The organism is Guptibacillus hwajinpoensis (assembly GCF_020524165.1).
Classification (GTDB): Bacteria; Bacillota; Bacilli; order Bacillales; family Guptibacillaceae; genus Guptibacillus; species Guptibacillus hwajinpoensis_D.
In genome coordinates, this window is sequence record NZ_JAIVKU010000009.1 from 19,856 (window position 1) to 38,702 (window position 18,847).

At 43.4% G+C, this 18,847-nt stretch carries 20 protein-coding genes; all 20 read right to left on the reverse strand.

Going from position 1 to position 18,847, the window contains the following annotated elements:
- Positions 1-24 precede the first annotated feature (24 nt).
- The 20 genes from rpsQ to rplL all read right to left on the reverse strand — a co-directional run bounded on the left by rpsQ (position 25) and on the right by rplL (position 18,798).
- Positions 25-288, reverse strand: coding sequence for a 30S ribosomal protein S17 (gene rpsQ, locus LC090_RS20960; protein WP_224591384.1), 264 nt, complete (start codon positions 286-288; stop codon positions 25-27).
- Positions 289-308: 20 nt separating this feature from the next.
- The gene (gene rpmC, locus LC090_RS20965; RefSeq protein ID WP_048313330.1) at positions 309-512 is read right to left on the reverse strand and encodes a 50S ribosomal protein L29; all 204 of its coding nucleotides are present in this window, start codon (positions 510-512) and stop codon (positions 309-311) included.
- Complete coding sequence (gene rplP, locus LC090_RS20970) at positions 502-936, reverse strand: 50S ribosomal protein L16 (protein ID WP_048313329.1); 435 nt, start codon at positions 934-936, stop codon at positions 502-504. Before rplP ends, rpmC begins: the two co-directional genes overlap by 11 nt.
- A 3-nt stretch (positions 937-939) precedes the next feature.
- Positions 940-1,599 carry a 30S ribosomal protein S3 gene (gene rpsC / locus LC090_RS20975; protein WP_098445978.1) on the reverse strand — a complete coding sequence of 220 codons (660 nt, stop codon included), beginning with the start codon at positions 1,597-1,599 and terminating at the stop codon, positions 940-942.
- Positions 1,600-1,602: 3 nt separating this feature from the next.
- Positions 1,603-1,944, reverse strand: a complete 342-nt coding sequence (rplV, locus tag LC090_RS20980) for a 50S ribosomal protein L22 (RefSeq protein WP_048313327.1) — start codon at positions 1,942-1,944, stop codon at positions 1,603-1,605.
- Positions 1,945-1,964: 20 nt separating this feature from the next.
- Positions 1,965-2,243 carry a 30S ribosomal protein S19 gene (gene rpsS / locus LC090_RS20985; RefSeq protein ID WP_048313326.1) on the reverse strand — a complete coding sequence of 93 codons (279 nt, stop codon included), beginning with the start codon at positions 2,241-2,243 and terminating at the stop codon, positions 1,965-1,967.
- Positions 2,244-2,301: 58 nt separating this feature from the next.
- Positions 2,302-3,132 (reverse strand): 50S ribosomal protein L2, encoded by an 831-nt coding sequence (gene rplB / locus LC090_RS20990; protein ID WP_226660062.1) that lies wholly within the window; start codon positions 3,130-3,132, stop codon positions 2,302-2,304.
- A 28-nt stretch (positions 3,133-3,160) separates the two neighbouring features.
- The gene (gene rplW, locus LC090_RS20995) at positions 3,161-3,448 is read right to left on the reverse strand and encodes a 50S ribosomal protein L23 (RefSeq protein WP_098445976.1); all 288 of its coding nucleotides are present in this window, start codon (positions 3,446-3,448) and stop codon (positions 3,161-3,163) included.
- Positions 3,448-4,071 carry a 50S ribosomal protein L4 gene (gene rplD, locus LC090_RS21000; protein ID WP_224591382.1) on the reverse strand — a complete coding sequence of 208 codons (624 nt, stop codon included), beginning with the start codon at positions 4,069-4,071 and terminating at the stop codon, positions 3,448-3,450. Before rplD ends, rplW begins: the two co-directional genes overlap by 1 nt.
- Before the next feature lie 17 nt (positions 4,072-4,088).
- Positions 4,089-4,724, reverse strand: a complete 636-nt coding sequence (gene rplC, locus LC090_RS21005) for a 50S ribosomal protein L3 (RefSeq protein WP_159780818.1) — start codon at positions 4,722-4,724, stop codon at positions 4,089-4,091.
- Positions 4,725-4,770: 46 nt separating this feature from the next.
- Positions 4,771-5,079: a 30S ribosomal protein S10 gene (gene rpsJ / locus LC090_RS21010; protein ID WP_098445973.1), complete on the reverse strand. Its 309-nt coding sequence runs from the start codon at positions 5,077-5,079 to the stop codon at positions 4,771-4,773.
- Positions 5,080-5,452: 373 nt separating this feature from the next.
- Positions 5,453-6,643 (reverse strand): elongation factor Tu, encoded by a 1,191-nt coding sequence (tuf, locus tag LC090_RS21015; RefSeq protein ID WP_226660063.1) that lies wholly within the window; start codon positions 6,641-6,643, stop codon positions 5,453-5,455.
- A 106-nt stretch (positions 6,644-6,749) separates the two neighbouring features.
- Positions 6,750-8,828 carry an elongation factor G gene (fusA, locus tag LC090_RS21020; protein ID WP_226660064.1) on the reverse strand — a complete coding sequence of 693 codons (2,079 nt, stop codon included), beginning with the start codon at positions 8,826-8,828 and terminating at the stop codon, positions 6,750-6,752.
- Between the two features lie 46 nt (positions 8,829-8,874).
- Positions 8,875-9,345: a 30S ribosomal protein S7 gene (gene rpsG / locus LC090_RS21025; RefSeq protein WP_224591378.1), complete on the reverse strand. Its 471-nt coding sequence runs from the start codon at positions 9,343-9,345 to the stop codon at positions 8,875-8,877.
- Positions 9,346-9,384: 39 nt separating this feature from the next.
- A complete protein-coding gene (gene rpsL / locus LC090_RS21030) occupies positions 9,385-9,807 on the reverse strand; it encodes a 30S ribosomal protein S12 (RefSeq protein WP_048313317.1) in 423 nt (140 codons plus the stop codon).
- 112 nt (positions 9,808-9,919) lie between these two features.
- Entirely contained in the window at positions 9,920-10,168 is a 249-nt protein-coding gene (locus LC090_RS21035) for a 50S ribosomal protein L7ae-like protein (protein ID WP_098445969.1), read from the reverse strand.
- An 86-nt stretch (positions 10,169-10,254) separates the two neighbouring features.
- Positions 10,255-13,875: a DNA-directed RNA polymerase subunit beta' gene (rpoC, locus tag LC090_RS21040; protein WP_226660065.1), complete on the reverse strand. Its 3,621-nt coding sequence runs from the start codon at positions 13,873-13,875 to the stop codon at positions 10,255-10,257.
- A gap of 35 nt (positions 13,876-13,910) precedes the next feature.
- Positions 13,911-17,453, reverse strand: coding sequence for a DNA-directed RNA polymerase subunit beta (gene rpoB / locus LC090_RS21045; RefSeq protein ID WP_226660066.1), 3,543 nt, complete (start codon positions 17,451-17,453; stop codon positions 13,911-13,913).
- A gap of 260 nt (positions 17,454-17,713) precedes the next feature.
- Positions 17,714-18,313 (reverse strand): class I SAM-dependent methyltransferase, encoded by a 600-nt coding sequence (locus LC090_RS21050; protein ID WP_226660084.1) that lies wholly within the window; start codon positions 18,311-18,313, stop codon positions 17,714-17,716.
- A gap of 122 nt (positions 18,314-18,435) precedes the next feature.
- Positions 18,436-18,798, reverse strand: a complete 363-nt coding sequence (gene rplL / locus LC090_RS21055; RefSeq protein ID WP_226660067.1) for a 50S ribosomal protein L7/L12 — start codon at positions 18,796-18,798, stop codon at positions 18,436-18,438.
- Between the last annotated feature and the right edge of the window lie 49 nt (positions 18,799-18,847).

Consider the following 18,847-nt stretch of genomic DNA (forward strand, 5'->3'; position numbering starts at 1 on the left):
CATTATTCAATGATCCGAGTTCATTTAGATAATAACTGCTTCTACAACTACATCCACAAGACGGAAACGCTTATCTTTAGATACCGGACGAGTTTCCATGATTGTTACCACGTCGTTGATTTTTGCAGTGTTGTTTTCATCATGTGCTTTAAACTTTTTAGAATACTTAACACGTTTACCGTATAAAGGGTGCATTTTGTATGTCTCAACTAAAACAGTAATTGTCTTATCCATTTTGTCAGAGACAACACGCCCAGTGTATTCTTTGCGATTATTGCGTTCGCTCATTTCGCAAACCTCCCCTCATATTAACCGTTTGTGATTCCTAACTCTCTTTCACGCAAAACAGTGTTTGCGCGAGCGATTGATTTACGGACTTCACGAATGCGGGCTGGGTTTTCCAGTTGACCTGTAGCAAGTTGAAAGCGAAGATTGAAAAGTTCTTCTTTAAACGATTTCGCTTTCTGCTCGATTTCGGCAGTGGTCAAGTTACGAATTTCCTCAGCTTTCATTTGTGTCACCACCCACTTCTTCGCGTTTTACGAACTTAGTTTTAATAGGCAATTTGTGAGAAGCAAGACGAAGTGCTTCGCGCGCTACTTCTTCAGATACGCCTGCAATTTCAAAACAGATTTTCCCTGGCTTTACTACAGCTACCCAGCCTTCAGGAGCACCTTTACCGGAACCCATTCGTACTTCAAGTGGTTTAGCAGTGTAAGGCTTTGATGGGAAAATTTTAATCCAAACTTTACCGCCACGTTTCATGTAACGAGTCATAGCAATACGAGCTGCCTCGATTTGACGGTTTGTGATCCAGCTAGCTTCAAGAGCTTGTAGACCGTATTCACCGAATGCTACTTCAGTGCCACCTTTAGCACGTCCGCGCATTTTTCCGCGATGTTCTCTGCGGTATTTAACACGTTTAGGTAACAACATGATTTATTTTCCCCCTTCCTCTTTTTGCGTTCCTTTCGTTGGAAGGACTTCACCACGATAGATCCAAATCTTCACACCAAGCTTACCGTAAGTAGTATCTGCTTCTGCAGTACCATAGTCGATGTCAGCACGTAGTGTGTGAAGAGGTACAGTACCTTCACTGTATGATTCAGAACGAGCAATATCAGCACCGTTTAGACGGCCAGATACTTGCGTTTTAATTCCTTTAGCTCCAGATCTCATTGCGCGTTGAATTGTTTGCTTCATAGCGCGACGGAATGAAACTCGGTTTTCAAGTTGACGAGCGATGTTATCAGCAACAAGTGTTGCATCGATGTCAGCTTGTTTAATTTCGAAAATGTTAACGTGAACTTTCTTTCCTGTTAGTTCCGCGAGAGACTTACGAAGAGACTCAACTTCAGAACCACCTTTACCGATTACCATACCAGGCTTAGCAGTTTTCACTGTAACATTCACTCGGTTTGCTGCACGTTCGATTTCAACAGCTGAAACAGATGCATCTTTCAAACGTTTTTCAATATATTCACGAATTTTAATATCTTCGTGTAAAAGGTTAGCGTAATCTTTGTCTGCGTACCATTTAGACTCCCAATCACGAATGACACCAATTCGAAGTCCTACCGGATTAATTTTCTGACCCACTCGTTATCCCTCCTTCTTTTCTGATACCACGACTGTGATGTGGCTAGTGCGCTTGTTGATGCGGCTAGCTCTACCCATAGCACGTGGGCGGAAACGTTTCATTGTTACTCCTTCGTCCACAAACACTTGAGAAACCGTAAGATTGTTCGGTTCTAGCTCAAGATTGTGCTCTGCATTAGCGATCGCAGAGTTAAGCACTTTCTCAACTACTGGAGAAGCAGCTTTGTTTGTGTTGCGCAAAATCGCAATAGCTTCACCGACTTGCTTTCCTCGAATGAGATCTACGACTAAGCGTGCTTTACGAGGAGCAATACGCACGTGTTTTGCAACAGCTTTAGCTTGCATTCGTTGTACCTCCCCTCAAATTAACGTCTAGTTTTTTTGTCATCTGCAGCGTGCCCGCGATATGTGCGAGTTGGAGCAAATTCACCAAGCTTATGACCGACCATGTCTTCTGTTACATAAACCGGTACGTGCTTGCGTCCATCATATACTGCAAAAGTGTGTCCAATAAATTCTGGGAATACTGTTGAACGACGAGACCAAGTTTTAATAACTTTTTTGTCGCTCTTTTCATTTAAGTCTTCGACCTTTTTCATTAAATGATCGTCGACAAAAGGTCCTTTTTTCAAACTACGACCCATTTGTGAACCTCCCTTTTGAGATTATGCTACGGCTCCGCGGAACCGTAGGTAAATCCCGTTATTTTTTGCGACGGCGTACGATGTACTTGTCGGATTCTTTGTTTTTCTTACGAGTCTTAAATCCAAGGGTTGGTTTGCCCCAAGGTGACATTGGTGATTTACGTCCGATCGGCGCACGACCTTCACCACCACCGTGTGGGTGATCAACTGGGTTCATTACAGAACCACGAACTGTAGGACGGATGCCCAACCAGCGAGAACGACCAGCTTTACCAATATTGATAAGCTCGTGCTCAAGGTTACCAACCTGACCGATAGTAGCGCGGCAAGTAGAAAGAATCATACGAGTTTCTCCAGAACGAAGACGTACTAGTACGTATCTACCTTCTTTACCAAGAAGCTGAGCTTCTGCACCAGCAGAACGAACAAGCTGTCCGCCACGGCCTGGCTTAAGTTCAATGTTGTGAATTGTTGTACCAACTGGAATGTTGATTAGTGGAAGAGCGTTTCCTACTTTAATGTCAGCTTCAGCGCCAGACATGATTTCAGTTCCTACTTTAAGTCCTTTTGGAGCAAGAATGTAACGCTTTTCTCCATCAGCATAGTTGATAAGAGCGATGTTTGCAGAGCGGTTTGGATCGTATTCGATCGTAGCAACGCGTCCTGGTATTCCATCTTTGTCTCGTTTAAAGTCAATAACACGATATTTACGCTTATGACCGCCACCTTGGTGACGAACAGTTAAGCGACCCTGATTGTTACGTCCGCCTTTTTTATGAAGCGGTGCAAGTAACGATTTTTCCGGTTGGTCAGTTGTGATTTCAGCAAAGTCAGATACTGACATACCACGACGACCGTTTGTGGTCGGTTTGTACTTTTTAATCGCCATTCTTATTTCCCTCCTTCACTATTATTTTTTAGACGCCTTCAAAGAAGTCCAATTCTTTGCTTTCTGGTGTAAGCGTCACGATAGCTTTTTTGCGACGTGGTGTAAATCCGCTGTGGCGGCCAACACGTTTCTTTTTACCCATATAGTTCTGAGTATTTACTCCAGCAACTTTTACTCCGAAAATTTCTTCAAGAGCACTCTTGATTTGAGTTTTGTTAGCACGAGTATCTACTTCGAAAGTATACTTTTTGTCTGCCATTACGTCTGTAGTAGCTTCAGTAATAACGGGGCGCTTAATGATATCACGAGCGTTCATTACGCTAGCACCTCCTCTACTTTTTCCACAGCGTCTTTTGTCATAACTAGTTTGTCAGCTTTAAGGACATCAAGGATGTTAAGTCCAGCTGAAGTTACAACAGTAACACCAGGAATATTGCGTGCAGATAATGCAACTGCTTCGTTATAGTCTCCTGTAACGATAAGCGCCTTGTTTTCTGCAGATAGGCTAGATAGTACTGATTTCATTTCCTTTGTTTTTGGAGCATCAAAAGAAATGCTGTCCACGATGACCATATCCTCTGTTTGCACTTTAGAAGACAAAGCAGAACGGATTGCCAAACGGCGAACTTTTTTAGGTAGCTTGTAAGAATAGCTTCTTGGTGTCGGACCAAATACTACTCCACCGCCAACCCATTGTGGTGAACGGATTGAGCCCTGACGAGCACGACCTGTTCCTTTTTGGCGCCATGGTTTAGCTCCACCACCGCGTACTTCTGAACGATTTTTCACGTCATGGTTACCTTGACGCAAAGATGCTTGCTGCATGATAACCGCATCATACATAACACTTTCGTTTGGTTCGATCCCGAAGATTGCTTCAGCGAGTTCGATGTCGCCGACTTGTGCTCCGGTTTGGTTGAACATTGTTACTTTAGGCACTTGGATATCCTCCCTTCTTACTTAGCTTCTTTTGCTTTTACCGCGCTTTGGATAGTTACGTAGCTCTTCTTAGCTCCAGGTACGTTACCTTTTACTAGAATTACATTACGTTCTACATCTACTTTAACGATCTCAAGGTTTTGTACAGTTACACGCTCGCCACCCATGCGACCAGGTAGAAGTTTACCTTTCATAACACGCATCGGATCGATAGGTCCCATTGAACCTGGACGACGGTGATAACGAGAACCGTGAGTCATTGGTCCGCGAGATTGGTTATGGCGCTTAATTGCACCCTGGAAACCTTTCCCTTTAGACGTACCAGTTACATCAACTACGTCACCTTCGTTAAAGATATCTACCTTGACTTCCTGACCAATTTCGTAACTACCTTCTGCGTTACGAATTTCTTTCACGAAGCGCTTAGGTGTTGTGCTAGCTTTTGTAGCATGGCCTTCTTCAGGCTTGTTGAAGCGAGACTTCTTCTTATCAGCAAAACCAACTTGGATTGCTTCATAGCCGTCTGTATCAACAACTTTCTTTTGAAGGACAACGTTAGGTTCTGCTTCAATTACAGTTACCGGGATAATATCTCCGTTGTCAGCAAAGACTTGCGTCATGCCTACTTTTCTTCCTAAGATTCCTTTGGTCATTCGTCACACCTCCTAATTGTTTTTAAAAAATTTATTTAGCGTTCTATTAAAGTTTGATTTCAATGTCAACGCCAGACGGTAGGTCCAAACGCATTAACGAGTCAACCGTTTGCGGTGTAGGCTCGATGATGTCGATTAGACGCTTATGCGTACGCATTTCAAACTGCTCACGAGAATCTTTGTACTTGTGTACAGCACGTAGAATTGTGTAAACAGATTTTTCCGTCGGCAACGGGATCGGTCCGGATACTTGTGCACCTGAACGTTTTGCTGTTTCTACAATTTTCTCAGCAGACTGATCTAGAATACGGTGATCATATGCTTTTAAACGAATACGAATCTTTTGCTTTGCCATTATTTCCCCTCCTTTATCGCCCATATTGTTATAGACAGTTCTCCGTGAAAATAAACCCAACACACTCGCCATGGCAAAGGGGCCGGGTGTGTCAGCAACCTTCCACATCATCGCTGTTTATGACCAACATTCTTATTATACTAAACCTAATGCCTATATGCAAGGCTTAGTCCATCTAAAAAGTATGTCGATCGCACACTTTTAATAGTATAACGGCCTGAGCCGTAAAATGCAAGGCCTAAAAGCAATTTCAGACTATTCCCTAATCTTGGTGGTCTTGAATGAAAAGTTTCAAACCCATTCATCCAATTTAACATAGATCCCAAATAAAAAACACCCGGAAAAATCCGGGTGTTTTGTTTAATCATAGAGATTACTCAGTGATTGTTGCTACAACGCCTGCGCCTACAGTACGTCCACCTTCACGGATAGAGAACTTAGTTCCATCTTCGATAGCGATTGGAGCGATAAGTTCAACTGTCATTTCGATGTTGTCTCCAGGCATAACCATTTCTACGCCTTCTGGAAGAGCGATTGTACCAGTTACGTCAGTTGTACGGAAGTAGAACTGAGGACGGTAGTTAGCGAAGAATGGAGTGTGACGTCCACCCTCTTCTTTTGAAAGAACGTATACTTCAGCTTGGAATTTAGTGTGAGCTTTTACAGTTCCTGGCTTAACAAGAACTTGTCCGCGCTGAATGTCGTCACGGGATACACCACGAAGAAGTGCACCAATGTTGTCGCCAGCTTCAGCATAGTCAAGAAGCTTACGGAACATTTCAACACCAGTAACTGTTGTTTTCTTGTTCTCTTCTGCAAGACCAAGGATTTCAACTTCGTCACCGACTTTAACTTGTCCACGCTCAACACGGCCAGTTGCAACTGTACCACGACCAGTGATTGAGAATACGTCCTCAACTGGCATCATGAATGGCTTGTCAGTGTCACGTGTTGGAGTTGGGATATACTCATCAACTGCGTCCATAAGTTCGAAGATTTTTGCTTCGTACTCATCGTCGCCTTCAAGAGCTTTAAGAGCTGAACCTTTGATTACTGGAACTTCGTCGCCATCAAAGTCGTATTCAGAAAGAAGATCACGAACTTCCATTTCAACTAGTTCAAGTAGTTCTTCGTCGTCAACCATGTCACACTTGTTCAAGAATACAACAAGCATAGGTACACCAACTTGACGAGAAAGAAGGATGTGCTCACGAGTTTGTGGCATTGGGCCGTCAGCAGCAGATACTACTAGAATTCCTCCGTCCATTTGTGCAGCACCAGTGATCATGTTTTTAACATAGTCAGCGTGACCTGGGCAGTCAACGTGCGCATAGTGACGGTTTTCAGTTTCGTACTCAACGTGTGCAGTTGAGATTGTGATTCCACGTTCGCGCTCTTCAGGAGCACCATCGATTTGGTCATAAGCCATAGCAGTACCGCTACCTGAACGCTTGTGAAGCACAGAAGTGATCGCAGCTGTTAGAGTAGTTTTACCATGGTCAACGTGTCCAATTGTACCAATGTTAACGTGGGGCTTGGAGCGGTCGAATTTTTCTTTTGACATTAGTGTTTCCTCCTTTAATTACCAAGAAATTATCTATGCCAAGATAGGCGTAAGAATAAATCAATCTCGCCTATCTTAGATTACAACAAAAGTTGGTTTGCTACAATTATTCGCCTGTAGCTTTTTTAATGATTTCTTCAGAAATTGATTTAGGTACTTGCTCGTAGTGATCGAAAGTCATTGTGTAAGTACCACGACCTTGTGTACGAGAACGAAGTGTTGTTGCATAACCAAACATTTCTGAAAGTGGAACGAATGCATTGATAACTTGAGCGTTTCCGCGTGCAGTCATACCTTCAACACGTCCACGACGGCTAGTTACATCGCCCATGATGTCTCCCATATATTCTTCTGGCACTACAACTTCAACTTTCATCATAGGCTCAAGAAGAGCAGGGTCACAAACAGTTTTAGCTTTTTTCAAAGCCATAGATGCTGCGATCTTAAATGCCATTTCGTTTGAGTCAACGTCATGGTAAGATCCATCAACAAGACGAGCTTTCACATCGATTAGTGGGTAGCCTGCAAGAAGGCCGTTAGCCATTGCATCGCGAAGACCAGCTTCTACAGCAGGGATGTATTCACGTGGAACAACACCACCAACGATTTTGTTTTCAAATTCAAATCCTGCGCCTTCTTCGTTAGGTTCAAATTCAACCCATACGTGTCCGAATTGTCCACGACCACCAGACTGACGTACGAATTTACCTTCAACCTTACCAGCTTGACGGATTGATTCACGATAAGCAACCTGAGGTGCACCAACAGTTGCTTCAACTTTAAACTCACGACGTAAACGGTCAACGATGATGTCAAGGTGAAGCTCACCCATTCCAGAAATAATCGTTTGGCCAGTTTCTTCGTTTGTTTCAGTTTTGAAAGTTGGATCCTCTTCAGCAAGCTTAGCTAGAGCTACAGACATTTTATCCTGGTCACTCTTCGTCTTAGGCTCGATTGCTACTGAGATAACTGGATCTGGGAAGTCCATAGATTCAAGGATAACAGTATCCTTTTCATCACATAGAGTATCACCAGTCGAAGTGTCTTTCAAACCAACTGCCGCTGCGATATCCCCTGCATATACAGTAGAGATTTCTTCACGAGAGTTAGCGTGCATCTGAAGAATACGCCCTACACGTTCACGCTTGTCTTTAGTCGAGTTCTTAACATAAGAACCAGAAGAAAGCGTTCCTGAGTAAACGCGGAAGAATGTAAGCTTACCAACGTAAGGGTCAGTCATTACTTTAAATGCAAGTGCAGAGAAAGGACCATTATCGTCAGCAGTACGAATTACTTCTTCTTCAGAATCTTTTAGATGACCTTTAATTGCTGGAACATCTAGAGGTGAAGGAAGGTAGTCTAGTACAGCATCAAGAACGAGCTGAACGCCTTTGTTCTTAAATGCAGAACCACAAAGTACAGGGTAGAATTCAACGTTACAAGTTCCTTTACGGATTGCAGCTTTGATTTCTTCAACAGTAAGTTCTTCACCTTCAAGATATTTCATCATAAGATCTTCTTCAAGCTCAGCGACAGCCTCGATAAGTTTCGTGCGGTACTCTTCAGCTTGTTCCTTGTATTCAGCAGGAATTTCGCGTGATTCTGTACGTGAACCAAGATCATCAAGATAATAGAAAGCTTCCATTGTAATGAGATCAATGATTCCTTCGAATTCATCTTCAGCACCGATTGGTAGCTGAATAGGGTGTGCGTTTGCTTGTAGGCGCTCATTTAGTGTACCTGTAGAGTATAGGAAGTCTGCTCCAAGTTTATCCATCTTGTTAATGAATACAATACGTGGTACGCCGTAGTTAGTAGCTTGACGCCAAACAGTTTCTGTTTGTGGTTCAACACCAGATTGTGCATCAAGTACTGCAACTGCTCCATCCAATACACGCAAAGAACGTTCAACTTCTACTGTGAAGTCTACGTGACCAGGCGTGTCAATGATGTTAACACGGTGATCTTTCCACTGGGCAGTGGTAGCAGCAGAAGTGATCGTGATTCCACGCTCTTGCTCCTGCTCCATCCAGTCCATTTGTGATCCACCTTCGTGAGTTTCACCAATTTTGTGGATACGCCCTGAGTAGAAAAGAATACGCTCAGTAGTTGTTGTTTTACCAGCATCGATGTGAGCCATGATACCGATATTACGTGTATCTCTTAAGGAGAATTCTCTTGCCATTAGTATTTCTCCTTCCTTTTATAAAGGGATTTGGGTTGTGTGCTGATTACCAGCGATAGTGAGCAAACGCTTTGTTTGCTTCAGCCATTTTGTGCATTTCTTCACGCTTCTTAACAGAAGCACCTGTGTTGTTAGCAGCATCCATAATTTCGTTAGCAAGTCTTTCTACCATAGTCTTTTCACCGCGAAGACGGGAATAGTTCACAAGATAGCGAAGACCTAGAGTTGTACGACGATCTGGACGAACTTCAACTGGTACCTGGTAGTTTGCACCACCAACACGACGAGCGCGTACTTCAAGTACTGGCATAACGTTTTTTAACGCTTGGTCAAATACTTCCATAGCCTCTGTGTTTGTGCGTTCCTGGATAAGATCAAACGCTTTGTATAGTACCTGCTGAGCTTTACCTTTCTGACCGTCTACCATAAGGCGGTTGATCAGGCGAGTAACTAGCTTGGATTTGTAAATTGGATCTGGTAATACGTCACGACGTTCTACTGGACCTTTACGTGGCATGGGTTAACCCCCTTTCATTATTTAATAAAATGATAGCTATTATTTCTTAGCTTCTTTCGGTCTCTTAGTACCGTATTTAGAACGACCTTGTCTACGATCGTTAACACCTGCAGTGTCAAGCGCACCACGAACGATGTGGTAACGTACACCCGGTAAATCCTTAACACGTCCTCCACGGATAAGCACGACACTGTGCTCCTGAAGGTTGTGGCCGATACCTGGGATATAAGCTGTTACTTCAATTCCGTTAGTAAGACGAACACGAGCGTATTTACGCAATGCGGAGTTCGGCTTCTTAGGAGTCATCGTACCTACACGAGTACATACACCACGTTTTTGTGGAGATGAAAGGTCTGTATGAGACTTTTTGAAGCTGTTATACCCTTTGTTCAATGCTGGAGAATCGGATTTCTTTGTTTTAGAAACGCGTCCTTTGCGAACAAGTTGGTTAATAGTTGGCATTTTGTTTTCCTCCCTTCTTTTGTTAATAGCAAGCCCACACATCCAGGTGGTTCATGTATAGATAAAAGGAAAGTTTTTGCCTGACAGGGCATGCCTTGCCCGGCAAAAACGGTTATGCTTTTATCGTAACTGTTGCTGCGCCGACTTCGATCCCGCATGCCTTACCAAGCTTCTTCATAGAATCCACTCGATGAACTGGTATGCTTTTCTCTTCGGCGAGTGCAACAACTTTAGAAGTTACCCTGCGATCAGCGTCGTCAGCGATGAAAACTTCCTTCGCTTCTCCAATCTGGAGGGCCTTTAGAGTTTGTTTCGTCCCAATAATCAATTCATCTGCCTGTGATACTTTTTCATAAGACACGAACATATCCTCCAAAGTAACAGGATTATCGGGAGCACCTTGGATATAATATCACCCTGCACTCCCGATGTCAACACTTCCCCTGTTTATTCTTGACTAACTAATGCACTTTCTTCTTGCTCTAAAAGCTGTTCAGCCTCTTGAGCTTCACCAGCTACGTTGATTCTACGGTAACGTTGCATACCGGTACCTGCAGGAACAAGCTTACCGATAATAACATTTTCCTTAAGACCTAGTAGCTCATCACGCTTACCTTTGATCGCTGCATCAGTTAGGACACGCGTTGTTTCCTGGAAGGATGCTGCTGATAAGAATGACTCCGTTTCAAGAGAAGCTTTCGTAATACCAAGAAGAACTGGACGACCAGTTGCAGGTAAACCACCTTGTTTAAGAACTTTGCGGTTAACACCTTTAAACTGGTGAATGTCGATGAGAGATCCTGGTAGTACTTCTGTATCACCAGCGTCGATCACACGGATCTTGCGCATCATCTGACGCACCATAACTTCAACGTGCTTATCGCCAATCTCAACACCCTGCATACGGTATACCTTCTGTACTTCAGCAAGAAGATACTCTTGAACGCCGTCGATACCGCTTATTGTAAGGAGTTGTTTAGGGTCGATCGAACCTTCAGTAAGAGGTTGACCCGCCTTCACTTCGTCTCCAATAACAACTTTCAAACGTGCACCGTAAGGCACAGGGTAGTTTCTTGTCTCGGTTTCACCTTGAACGACAATCTCTTTCTTCTCTTTTACCTCAGCTAAATCAATCACTTTACCATCTAGCTCAGACACAACAGCCTGACCTTTCGGGTTACGTGCCTCAAATAGCTCCTGGATACGAGGAAGACCTTGAGTGATATCGTCTCCGGCAACCCCACCTGTGTGGAATGTACGCATCGTCAACTGTGTACCTGGCTCACCGATTGATTGAGCAGCAATGATTCCGACTGCTTCACCAACTTCAACACGAGTACCAGTTGCAAGGTTGCGTCCATAACACTTCTTACATACGCCATGACTTGTGCTACATGTAAAGGCAGAGCGGATATAAACATTTTCAATACCTGCTTCTACGATTTCAGTAGCGATGTCTTCTGTAATTAGGTTGTTTTTCTCAACAAGAACTTCATTTGTCTCAGGATGTCTAACTTTCTTAAAGGCAACACGGCCAACAAGTCGGTCATATAGTCCTTCGATTAATTCATTGCCATTTTTAATGGCGCTAACTTCAAGGCCACGATCCGTACCACAATCGTCTTCACGTACGATGACATCTTGTGCCACGTCAACAAGACGACGAGTAAGGTAACCTGAGTCAGCTGTTTTAAGTGCCGTATCGGCAAGACCTTTACGCGCACCGTGGGTTGAAATAAAGTACTCAAGTACCGTTAGACCTTCACGGAAGCTGGATTTGATTGGAAGTTCGATGATCTGTCCAGATGGGTTAGCCATCAATCCACGCATACCTGCGAGTTGAGTAAAGTTAGAAGCATTACCACGGGCACCAGAATCACTCATCATAAAGATTGGGTTATCTTTTTCGAGTCGATTCATTAGTTTTTCCTGGATACGATCCTTCGCACTACTCCAAATCGCGATAACACGATCATAACGTTCATCGTCGGTAATAAGACCGCGACGGAACTGTTTAAGAACCTTTTCAACTTTTTCTTCTGCTTCATGGACAATTTCTTGCTTCTCAGCAAGTACCACTACGTCAGCTACACCAACGGTAATACCAGCTTTTGTCGAGAACTTGAAGCCAAGATCTTTCATACGGTCAAGCATGCGAGACGTTTCTGTAACTTTGAAACGCTTGAACACCTCAGCGATGATCTTACCAAGAATGCCTTTCTTAAATGGTGCGATCAGTTCGCGTTGAGCAATTTCTTCTTTAACGTTCACACCATGAGGAAGGAAATAATGCTCTGGTGTCGCAATTTCAAGATTACTTGTTGTCGGTTCATTAATATATGGGAAAGACTCCGGAAGAATTTCGTTGAAAATCAACTTACCTACCGTTGTCACAAGCAATTGCTTGTTCTGCTCTTCAGTAAAGGCAGATTTATTTAGTGAAGCAGCAGGAATTGCTACTCGAGAATGTAAATGTGCAAATCCATTCTGGTATGCAATGAGTGCTTCATTTGTATCTTTGTATACAGAACCCTCACCGATTGCTCCTTCACGTTCCATTGTTAAGTAATAGTTACCTAGTACCATATCCTGTGAAGGGGTAACAACTGGTTTTCCATCTTTCGGGTTAAGAATGTTTTGTGCAGCAAGCATTAAAATGCGTGCTTCAGCTTGTGCTTCAGCAGATAGCGGCACGTGAACGGCCATTTGGTCACCATCAAAGTCAGCGTTATAGGCTGTACATACGAGTGGGTGAAGACGAATAGCGCGTCCTTCAACAAGAATTGGCTCAAACGCCTGAATACCAAGTCTGTGAAGCGTAGGTGCACGGTTTAAAAGAACTGGATGTTCTTTGATTACGTTTTCCAATACGTCCCAAACTTCAGGGTGAACTTTTTCTACTTTACGTTTCGCACTCTTAATATTGTGTGCAAGTCCCTTTGATACAAGCTCTTTCATGACGAAAGGTTTGAATAGTTCAAGCGCCATTTCTTTCGGAAGTCCACACTGATACATCTTCAAGTGAGGTCCAACGACGATAACGGAACGACCTGAATAGTCAACACGCTTACCTAATAGATTCTGACGGAAACGACCTTGCTTCCCTTTCAGCATGTGAGAAAGAGATTTCAATGGACGGTTACCAGGACCTGTTACCGGACGACCGCGACGGCCGTTATCAATAAGGGCATCGACAGCTTCTTGAAGCATACGCTTCTCATTCTGTACGATAATGCTTGGTGCGCCAAGATCCAACAAACGCTTCAGGCGGTTATTACGGTTAATAACACGACGATACAGATCATTTAGATCTGATGTCGCGAATCGTCCACCATCAAGCTGTACCATCGGACGAAGCTCTGGTGGAATAACCGGAAGGACATCTAAAATCATCCAAGAAGGGTTATTTCCTGAGCCACGGAAAGCCTCAAGTACTTCAAGACGTTTAATCGCACGCGTTCTGCGTTGGCCTTGTGCTGTTTTAAGCTCTTCTTTAAGAATATCGACTTCTTTATCAAGATCGATATCAAAAAGAAGTCTGCGGATTGCTTCCGCACCCATTTCTGCAGAGAATGTTTTGCCATACTTTTCACGATATGCGCGATATTCTTTCTCTGAAAGAAGTTGTTTCTTCTCAAGCGGCGTGTCACCAGCTTCAGTTACAACGTAAGAAGCAAAGTAAATCACTTCTTCTAGTGCACGGGGTGACATGTCGAGAACAAGTCCCATACGACTTGGAATGCCTTTAAAGTACCAGATGTGAGAGACAGGAGCAGCTAGCTCGATGTGCCCCATTCTCTCACGACGGACTTTCGCACGTGTGACTTCAACTCCGCAGCGGTCACAAACGACGCCTTTATAACGGATACGCTTGTATTTCCCACAATGACATTCCCAGTCCTTTGTGGGTCCGAAGATACGCTCACAGAAAAGTCCATCTTTCTCTGGCTTCAAGGTACGGTAGTTAATGGTTTCTGGCTTCTTAACTTCTCCTCTTGACCAGGAGCGGATTTTATCCGGTGACGCCAGACCGATTTTCATATACTCAAATTTATTGACATCTATCAAGGGGCCTACCTCCCTTTAGAATTCAGGTTTAACCCTTACTCACTCGCCTGATTTGACCCAACATTCAAGTTTAATTTCTCACTGGATTGGTCTTCTTCATCGTCTAACTCTTTCATCTCAATCTCTTGCTCATCACTTGCTAGCATTTTGACATCCATACCAAGTGATTGTAGCTCTTTGATTAGAACTTTAAACGATTCTGGAATACCAGGCTCAGGAACATTTTCACCTTTAACGATTGCTTCATAAGTCTTAACACGTCCAACAACATCATCTGACTTAACAGTCAAGATTTCTTGAAGGGTGTATGCAGCACCATATGCTTCGAGTGCCCATACTTCCATCTCACCAAAACGCTGTCCACCGAATTGTGCTTTACCACCCAGCGGTTGCTGTGTAACAAGTGAGTACGGACCAGTAGAACGCGCGTGAAGCTTGTCATCGACCATGTGAGCAAGTTTGATCATATACATGACACCGACAGAAATACGGTTGTCAAATGGTTCACCTGTACGACCATCGTAGAGAACAGTTTTACCATCCCGTGGCATACCTGCTTCTTCTAACGTTTCCCATACATCTTCCTCACGTGCACCATCGAATACTGGTGTTGCTACGTGGATTCCGAGTGCACGTGCAGCCATACCGATGTGCAACTCTAGTACCTGTCCAATGTTCATACGAGAAGGAACACCTAGTGGGTTCAACATGATGTCGATTGGTGTGCCGTCTGGTAGGTAAGGCATGTCTTCTTCAGGAAGAATCCTTGAAATAACACCTTTGTTACCATGGCGACCAGCCATTTTATCTCCTTCATGAATTTTACGCTTCTGTACGATATAAACACGAACAAGCTGATTTACTCCCGGTGGAAGCTCATCGCCGTCTTCACGGTTAAAGATCTTCACATCAAGTACGATTCCATCTCCACCATGTGGCACACGGAGAGAAGTATCACGAACTTCACGAGCTTTTTCACCAAAGATTGCATGAAGGAGACGTTCTTCAGCAGTTAGCTCAGTTACACCTTTTGGCGTCACTTTACCAACAAGGATATCTCCGTCTTTTACTTCAGCACCCATGCGAATAATTCCGCGTTCATCAAGGTTGCGCAGTGCGTCTTCCCCAACGTTCGGAATGTCACGAGTAATCTCTTCAGGTCCAAGCTTTGTATCGCGAGCTTCTGATTCGTACTCTTCAATATGAATTGAAGTATAAACGTCATCTTTTACAAGACGTTCGCTCATAATAATAGCATCCTCGTAGTTGTAACCTTCCCAAGTCATAAATCCGACAAGAACGTTACGTCCAAGGGCCATTTCACCTTTTTCCATTGAAGGACCATCACCAAGGATTTCACCTTTTACTACGCGATCGCCTTCAACAACAATTGGCTTTTGGTTATAACATGTTCCTTGGTTGGAACGAATAAATTTAAGCAATTTGTAGCGATCAAGATCGCCTTTTACTTCCTGACCATCAATGACAGAAATGCGACGAACATGAATTTCTGCAGCAGACGCAAATTCAACAACACCGTCGTGCTTACAAATTACTGCAGCGCCGGAATCTTTTCCGTTAACATGCTCCATTCCTGTTCCAACAATTGGTGCTTCAGGAACCATCAAAGGTACAGCTTGACGCTGCATGTTCGCACCCATTAGCGCACGGTTGGAGTCATCGTTCTCTAGGAACGGAATACAAGCCGTTGCGGCCGAAACAACCTGTTTCGGAGATACGTCCATGTAATCAATTTTTTCACGGGCGATGATAATGTTTTCGTCACGGAAACGGGCAACAATATCTTCTTCCTTGAATGAACCATCTTCATTAAGTTTTGCGTTCGCCTGAGCCACAACGTAGTTATCCTGTTCATCGGCAGTTAGGTAGTCAATATACTCCGTTACTTTGCCTGTTTCAGGGTCCACTCTGCGGTATGGCGTCTCAATAAAGCCAAACTTATTAACTCTTGCATATGAAGACAGTGAGTTAATTAGTCCAATGTTTGGTCCCTCCGGCGTTTCGATCGGACACATTCTTCCATAGTGGGAATAGTGTACGTCACGAACCTCGAACCCTGCACGCTCACGTGTTAGACCACCAGGTCCTAGTGCAGATAAACGGCGCTTGTGAGTTAACTCAGCTAGCGGGTTTGTCTGATCCATGAACTGGGATAACTGCGAGCTACCAAAGAATTCTTTAATGGATGCAATAACAGGACGAATATTAATTAGCGCCTGCGGCGTAATCACATTCGTGTCTTGAATTGACATACGCTCACGAACCACACGTTCCATACGAGATAAACCGATGCGGAATTGGTTCTGAAGGAGTTCTCCGACAGAACGCAGGCGACGGTTACCGAGATGGTCAATGTCATCTGTGTTTCCTACTTGATGTAGAAGATTAAAGAAGTAGTTAATAGAAGAAATGATATCGCCAGGTGTAATATTCTTTACGCCTGTCTCTACTCCACCATTTCCGATTACATTAATAACTCTCTCACCTTCTGGATCATCAGGTGCATAGACCTTAATGGATTGTAGACCGATAGACTCATCTTCAATGACTCCTCCATGAGGCTCAACGTCTTTAAATCCAACGTTCGTCTCTAGAGCAGGAAGAATTCTGTCAAGGAGACGACGATCGAGGATCGCGCCTTCTTCTGCAATCACTTCGCCTGTTTCAGGGTCAACGAGCGTTTCTGCAAGACGTTGATTGAATAGACGGTTTTTAATATGAAGCTTCTTGTTAATCTTGTAACGTCCTACGTTTGCAAGATCATAGCGCTTTGGATCAAAAAAGCGGGAATCAAGTAAGCTTTTGGCGTTATCGACAGTCGGAGGCTCGCCAGGACGTAAGCGTTCGTAGATTTCTAGAAGCGCTTTTTCTGTGCCGTCCGTGTTGTCTTTTTCCAGGGTATTGCGAAGATACTCATCTTCACCTAGGAGATCTATGATTTCTTGATCAGACCCAAACCCTAACGCTCTGAGCAGCACCGTAATTGGTAGCTTTCTAGTACGGTCAATTCGTACATAGACAATATCTTTGGCATCAGTTTCAAATTCCAGCCATGCTCCTCGGTTTGGAATGACAGTAGCTGTATATCCTTTTTTGCCGTTCTTATCGATCTTTTCACTATAGTAGACACTTGGAGAACGCACGAGCTGAGATACGATTACGCGTTCTGCCCCATTAATAATAAACGTACCTGTTTCAGTCATTAATGGGAAGTCACCCATGAACACTTCCTGTTCCTTTACTTCGCCTGTTTCTTTATTGATCAAGCGTACTTTAACTCGTAAAGGTGCAGAATAGGTTACATCTCGCTCTTTGGTTTCTTCCACGGGATACTTAGGTTCACCAAGGCTGTAATCAATAAATTCCAGCACAAGATTACCTGTGAAATCTTCGATTGGAGAAATATCCTGGAACATTTCTCGTAAACCCTCATCAAGAAACCATTGATAAGAAGCCGTTTGAATCTCAATTAGATTTGGCAAATCCAACACTTCTTTGATTCGCGCGTAGCTTCTTCTTTGGCGGTGGCGTCCATACTGAACTAGTTGGCCTGTCAAATGATTCACCCCTCAAATCCAGCGTATTTATTTTCTTAGTCCAATGAGATTCTGCTAAATCGAATCTATCGTTGGACAAAAAAAGAAAAAGGGCATTGATAAAAATTCCCCTTAACTATAAACGATTATATTAGTTTTTCCAGACGACGGCATTTTATACCTCTTTGCACTCGAAAGCGAAAAAGGCCTGGAAAATCCATCATTGGCATTATATTATATTAGCATAGGCCGTCCATGAAGTCAAAGGATAATTTCATAATTTACTTGACTGCTTTAAGAATATAGTATCCTTTCTTTTTCACGACGGTTTCAACTTGTTCGAACATTTCTTCAAGCTTTTTAACAGCTGAGGGGGCACCCTGTTTCTTTTGAATAACAACCCAAAGTGTACCTCGTTCTTTCAATACGTGATGGGCATCTTCCAATATGCCATGAACAACATCTTTCCCTGCACGTATCGGCGGGTTCGTAAGGACAGCGGCAAACTGTTTATCTTTCACTGCACTTAACTGATCACTCGTCATCACCGTCACATTATGAACACGATTTTTAATCGCGTTGTTCATCGCAAGCTCCGTTGCACGTTCATTTATGTCCAGCATATAAAAACAGCGATTAGAAAATTCAGAAGCAAGTGATATGCCAATGGGACCATAGCCGCATCCAGCATCTACTATATCCCCTTCAATCTTAGGTTCTTCAAATGATTCGATTAGAAGCTTACTCCCAAAATCGACCTCTTTCTTTGAAAAAACACCAGAATCAGTTGTGAATTGAAGCTGTTGCCCTCGTAAGTCCGCAATGATTTTATTTGGACTACTTTTCACACCGGGGTTTTTCGTATAATAATGTTCACTCATCATTTTCCCTCTTTTCATCGCCATTTCTAACAGACTACCCACCTACTATGATAACCATAATGATTAGCATCAAATAACAAAAAGCTCGCTTCTAAAAGCGAGCTTTTGTTTCAGACAAATGACTACTTAACTTCTACTACTGCGCCAACTTCTTCAAGCTTAGACTTAAGCTCTTCAGCTTCGTCTTTAGCAACGCCTTCTTTAATAGAGCTTGGTGCGCCGTCAACTAGTTCTTTAGCTTCTTTCAAGCCAAGACCAGTGATTTCGCGAACAACTTTGATGACCTTGATTTTGCTGCTTCCAGCACTTTCAAGAACTACATCAAATTCAGTTTTCTCTTCAGCAGCACCTTCTGCTGCGCCACCTGCTGCTGCTACTGGAGCTGCTGCAGTTACACCAAATTCTTCTTCGATCGCTTTAACTAGGTCGTTAAGCTCAAGAACTGTCATTTCTTTGATTGCTTCAATGATTTGCTCGTTACCCATGAGTAAATCCTCCTTAATTTTTGTTTTATTTATACCAAATGATAGACGG

Bases quoted from the DNA above. Each gene is read 5' to 3' on its own strand.
- rpsQ (WP_224591384.1), bottom strand. From the start codon at position 288: ATGAGCGAACGCAATAATCGCAAAGAATACACTGGGCGTGTTGTCTCT.
- rpmC (WP_048313330.1), bottom strand. From the start codon at position 512: ATGAAAGCTGAGGAAATTCGTAACTTGACCACTGCCGAAATCGAGCAG.
- rplP (WP_048313329.1), bottom strand. From the start codon at position 936: ATGTTGTTACCTAAACGTGTTAAATACCGCAGAGAACATCGCGGAAAA.
- rplV (WP_048313327.1), bottom strand. From the start codon at position 1,944: ATGCAAGCTAAAGCTGTTGCAAAACACGTGCGTATTGCTCCTCGTAAA.
- rpsS (WP_048313326.1), bottom strand. From the start codon at position 2,243: ATGGGTCGTAGTTTGAAAAAAGGACCTTTTGTCGACGATCATTTAATG.
- rplB (WP_226660062.1), bottom strand. From the start codon at position 3,132: ATGGCGATTAAAAAGTACAAACCGACCACAAACGGTCGTCGTGGTATG.
- rplW (WP_098445976.1), bottom strand. From the start codon at position 3,448: ATGAACGCTCGTGATATCATTAAGCGCCCCGTTATTACTGAAGCTACT.
- rplC (WP_159780818.1), bottom strand. From the start codon at position 4,724: ATGACCAAAGGAATCTTAGGAAGAAAAGTAGGCATGACGCAAGTCTTT.
- rpsJ (WP_098445973.1), bottom strand. From the start codon at position 5,079: ATGGCAAAGCAAAAGATTCGTATTCGTTTAAAAGCATATGATCACCGT.
- tuf (WP_226660063.1), bottom strand. From the start codon at position 6,643: ATGTCAAAAGAAAAATTCGACCGCTCCAAGCCCCACGTTAACATTGGT.
- fusA (WP_226660064.1), bottom strand. From the start codon at position 8,828: ATGGCAAGAGAATTCTCCTTAAGAGATACACGTAATATCGGTATCATG.
- rpsG (WP_224591378.1), bottom strand. From the start codon at position 9,345: ATGCCACGTAAAGGTCCAGTAGAACGTCGTGACGTATTACCAGATCCA.
- rpsL (WP_048313317.1), bottom strand. From the start codon at position 9,807: ATGCCAACTATTAACCAACTTGTTCGCAAAGGACGCGTTTCTAAAACA.
- LC090_RS21050 (WP_226660084.1), bottom strand. From the start codon at position 18,313: ATGAGTGAACATTATTATACGAAAAACCCCGGTGTGAAAAGTAGTCCA.
- rplL (WP_226660067.1), bottom strand. From the start codon at position 18,798: ATGGGTAACGAGCAAATCATTGAAGCAATCAAAGAAATGACAGTTCTT.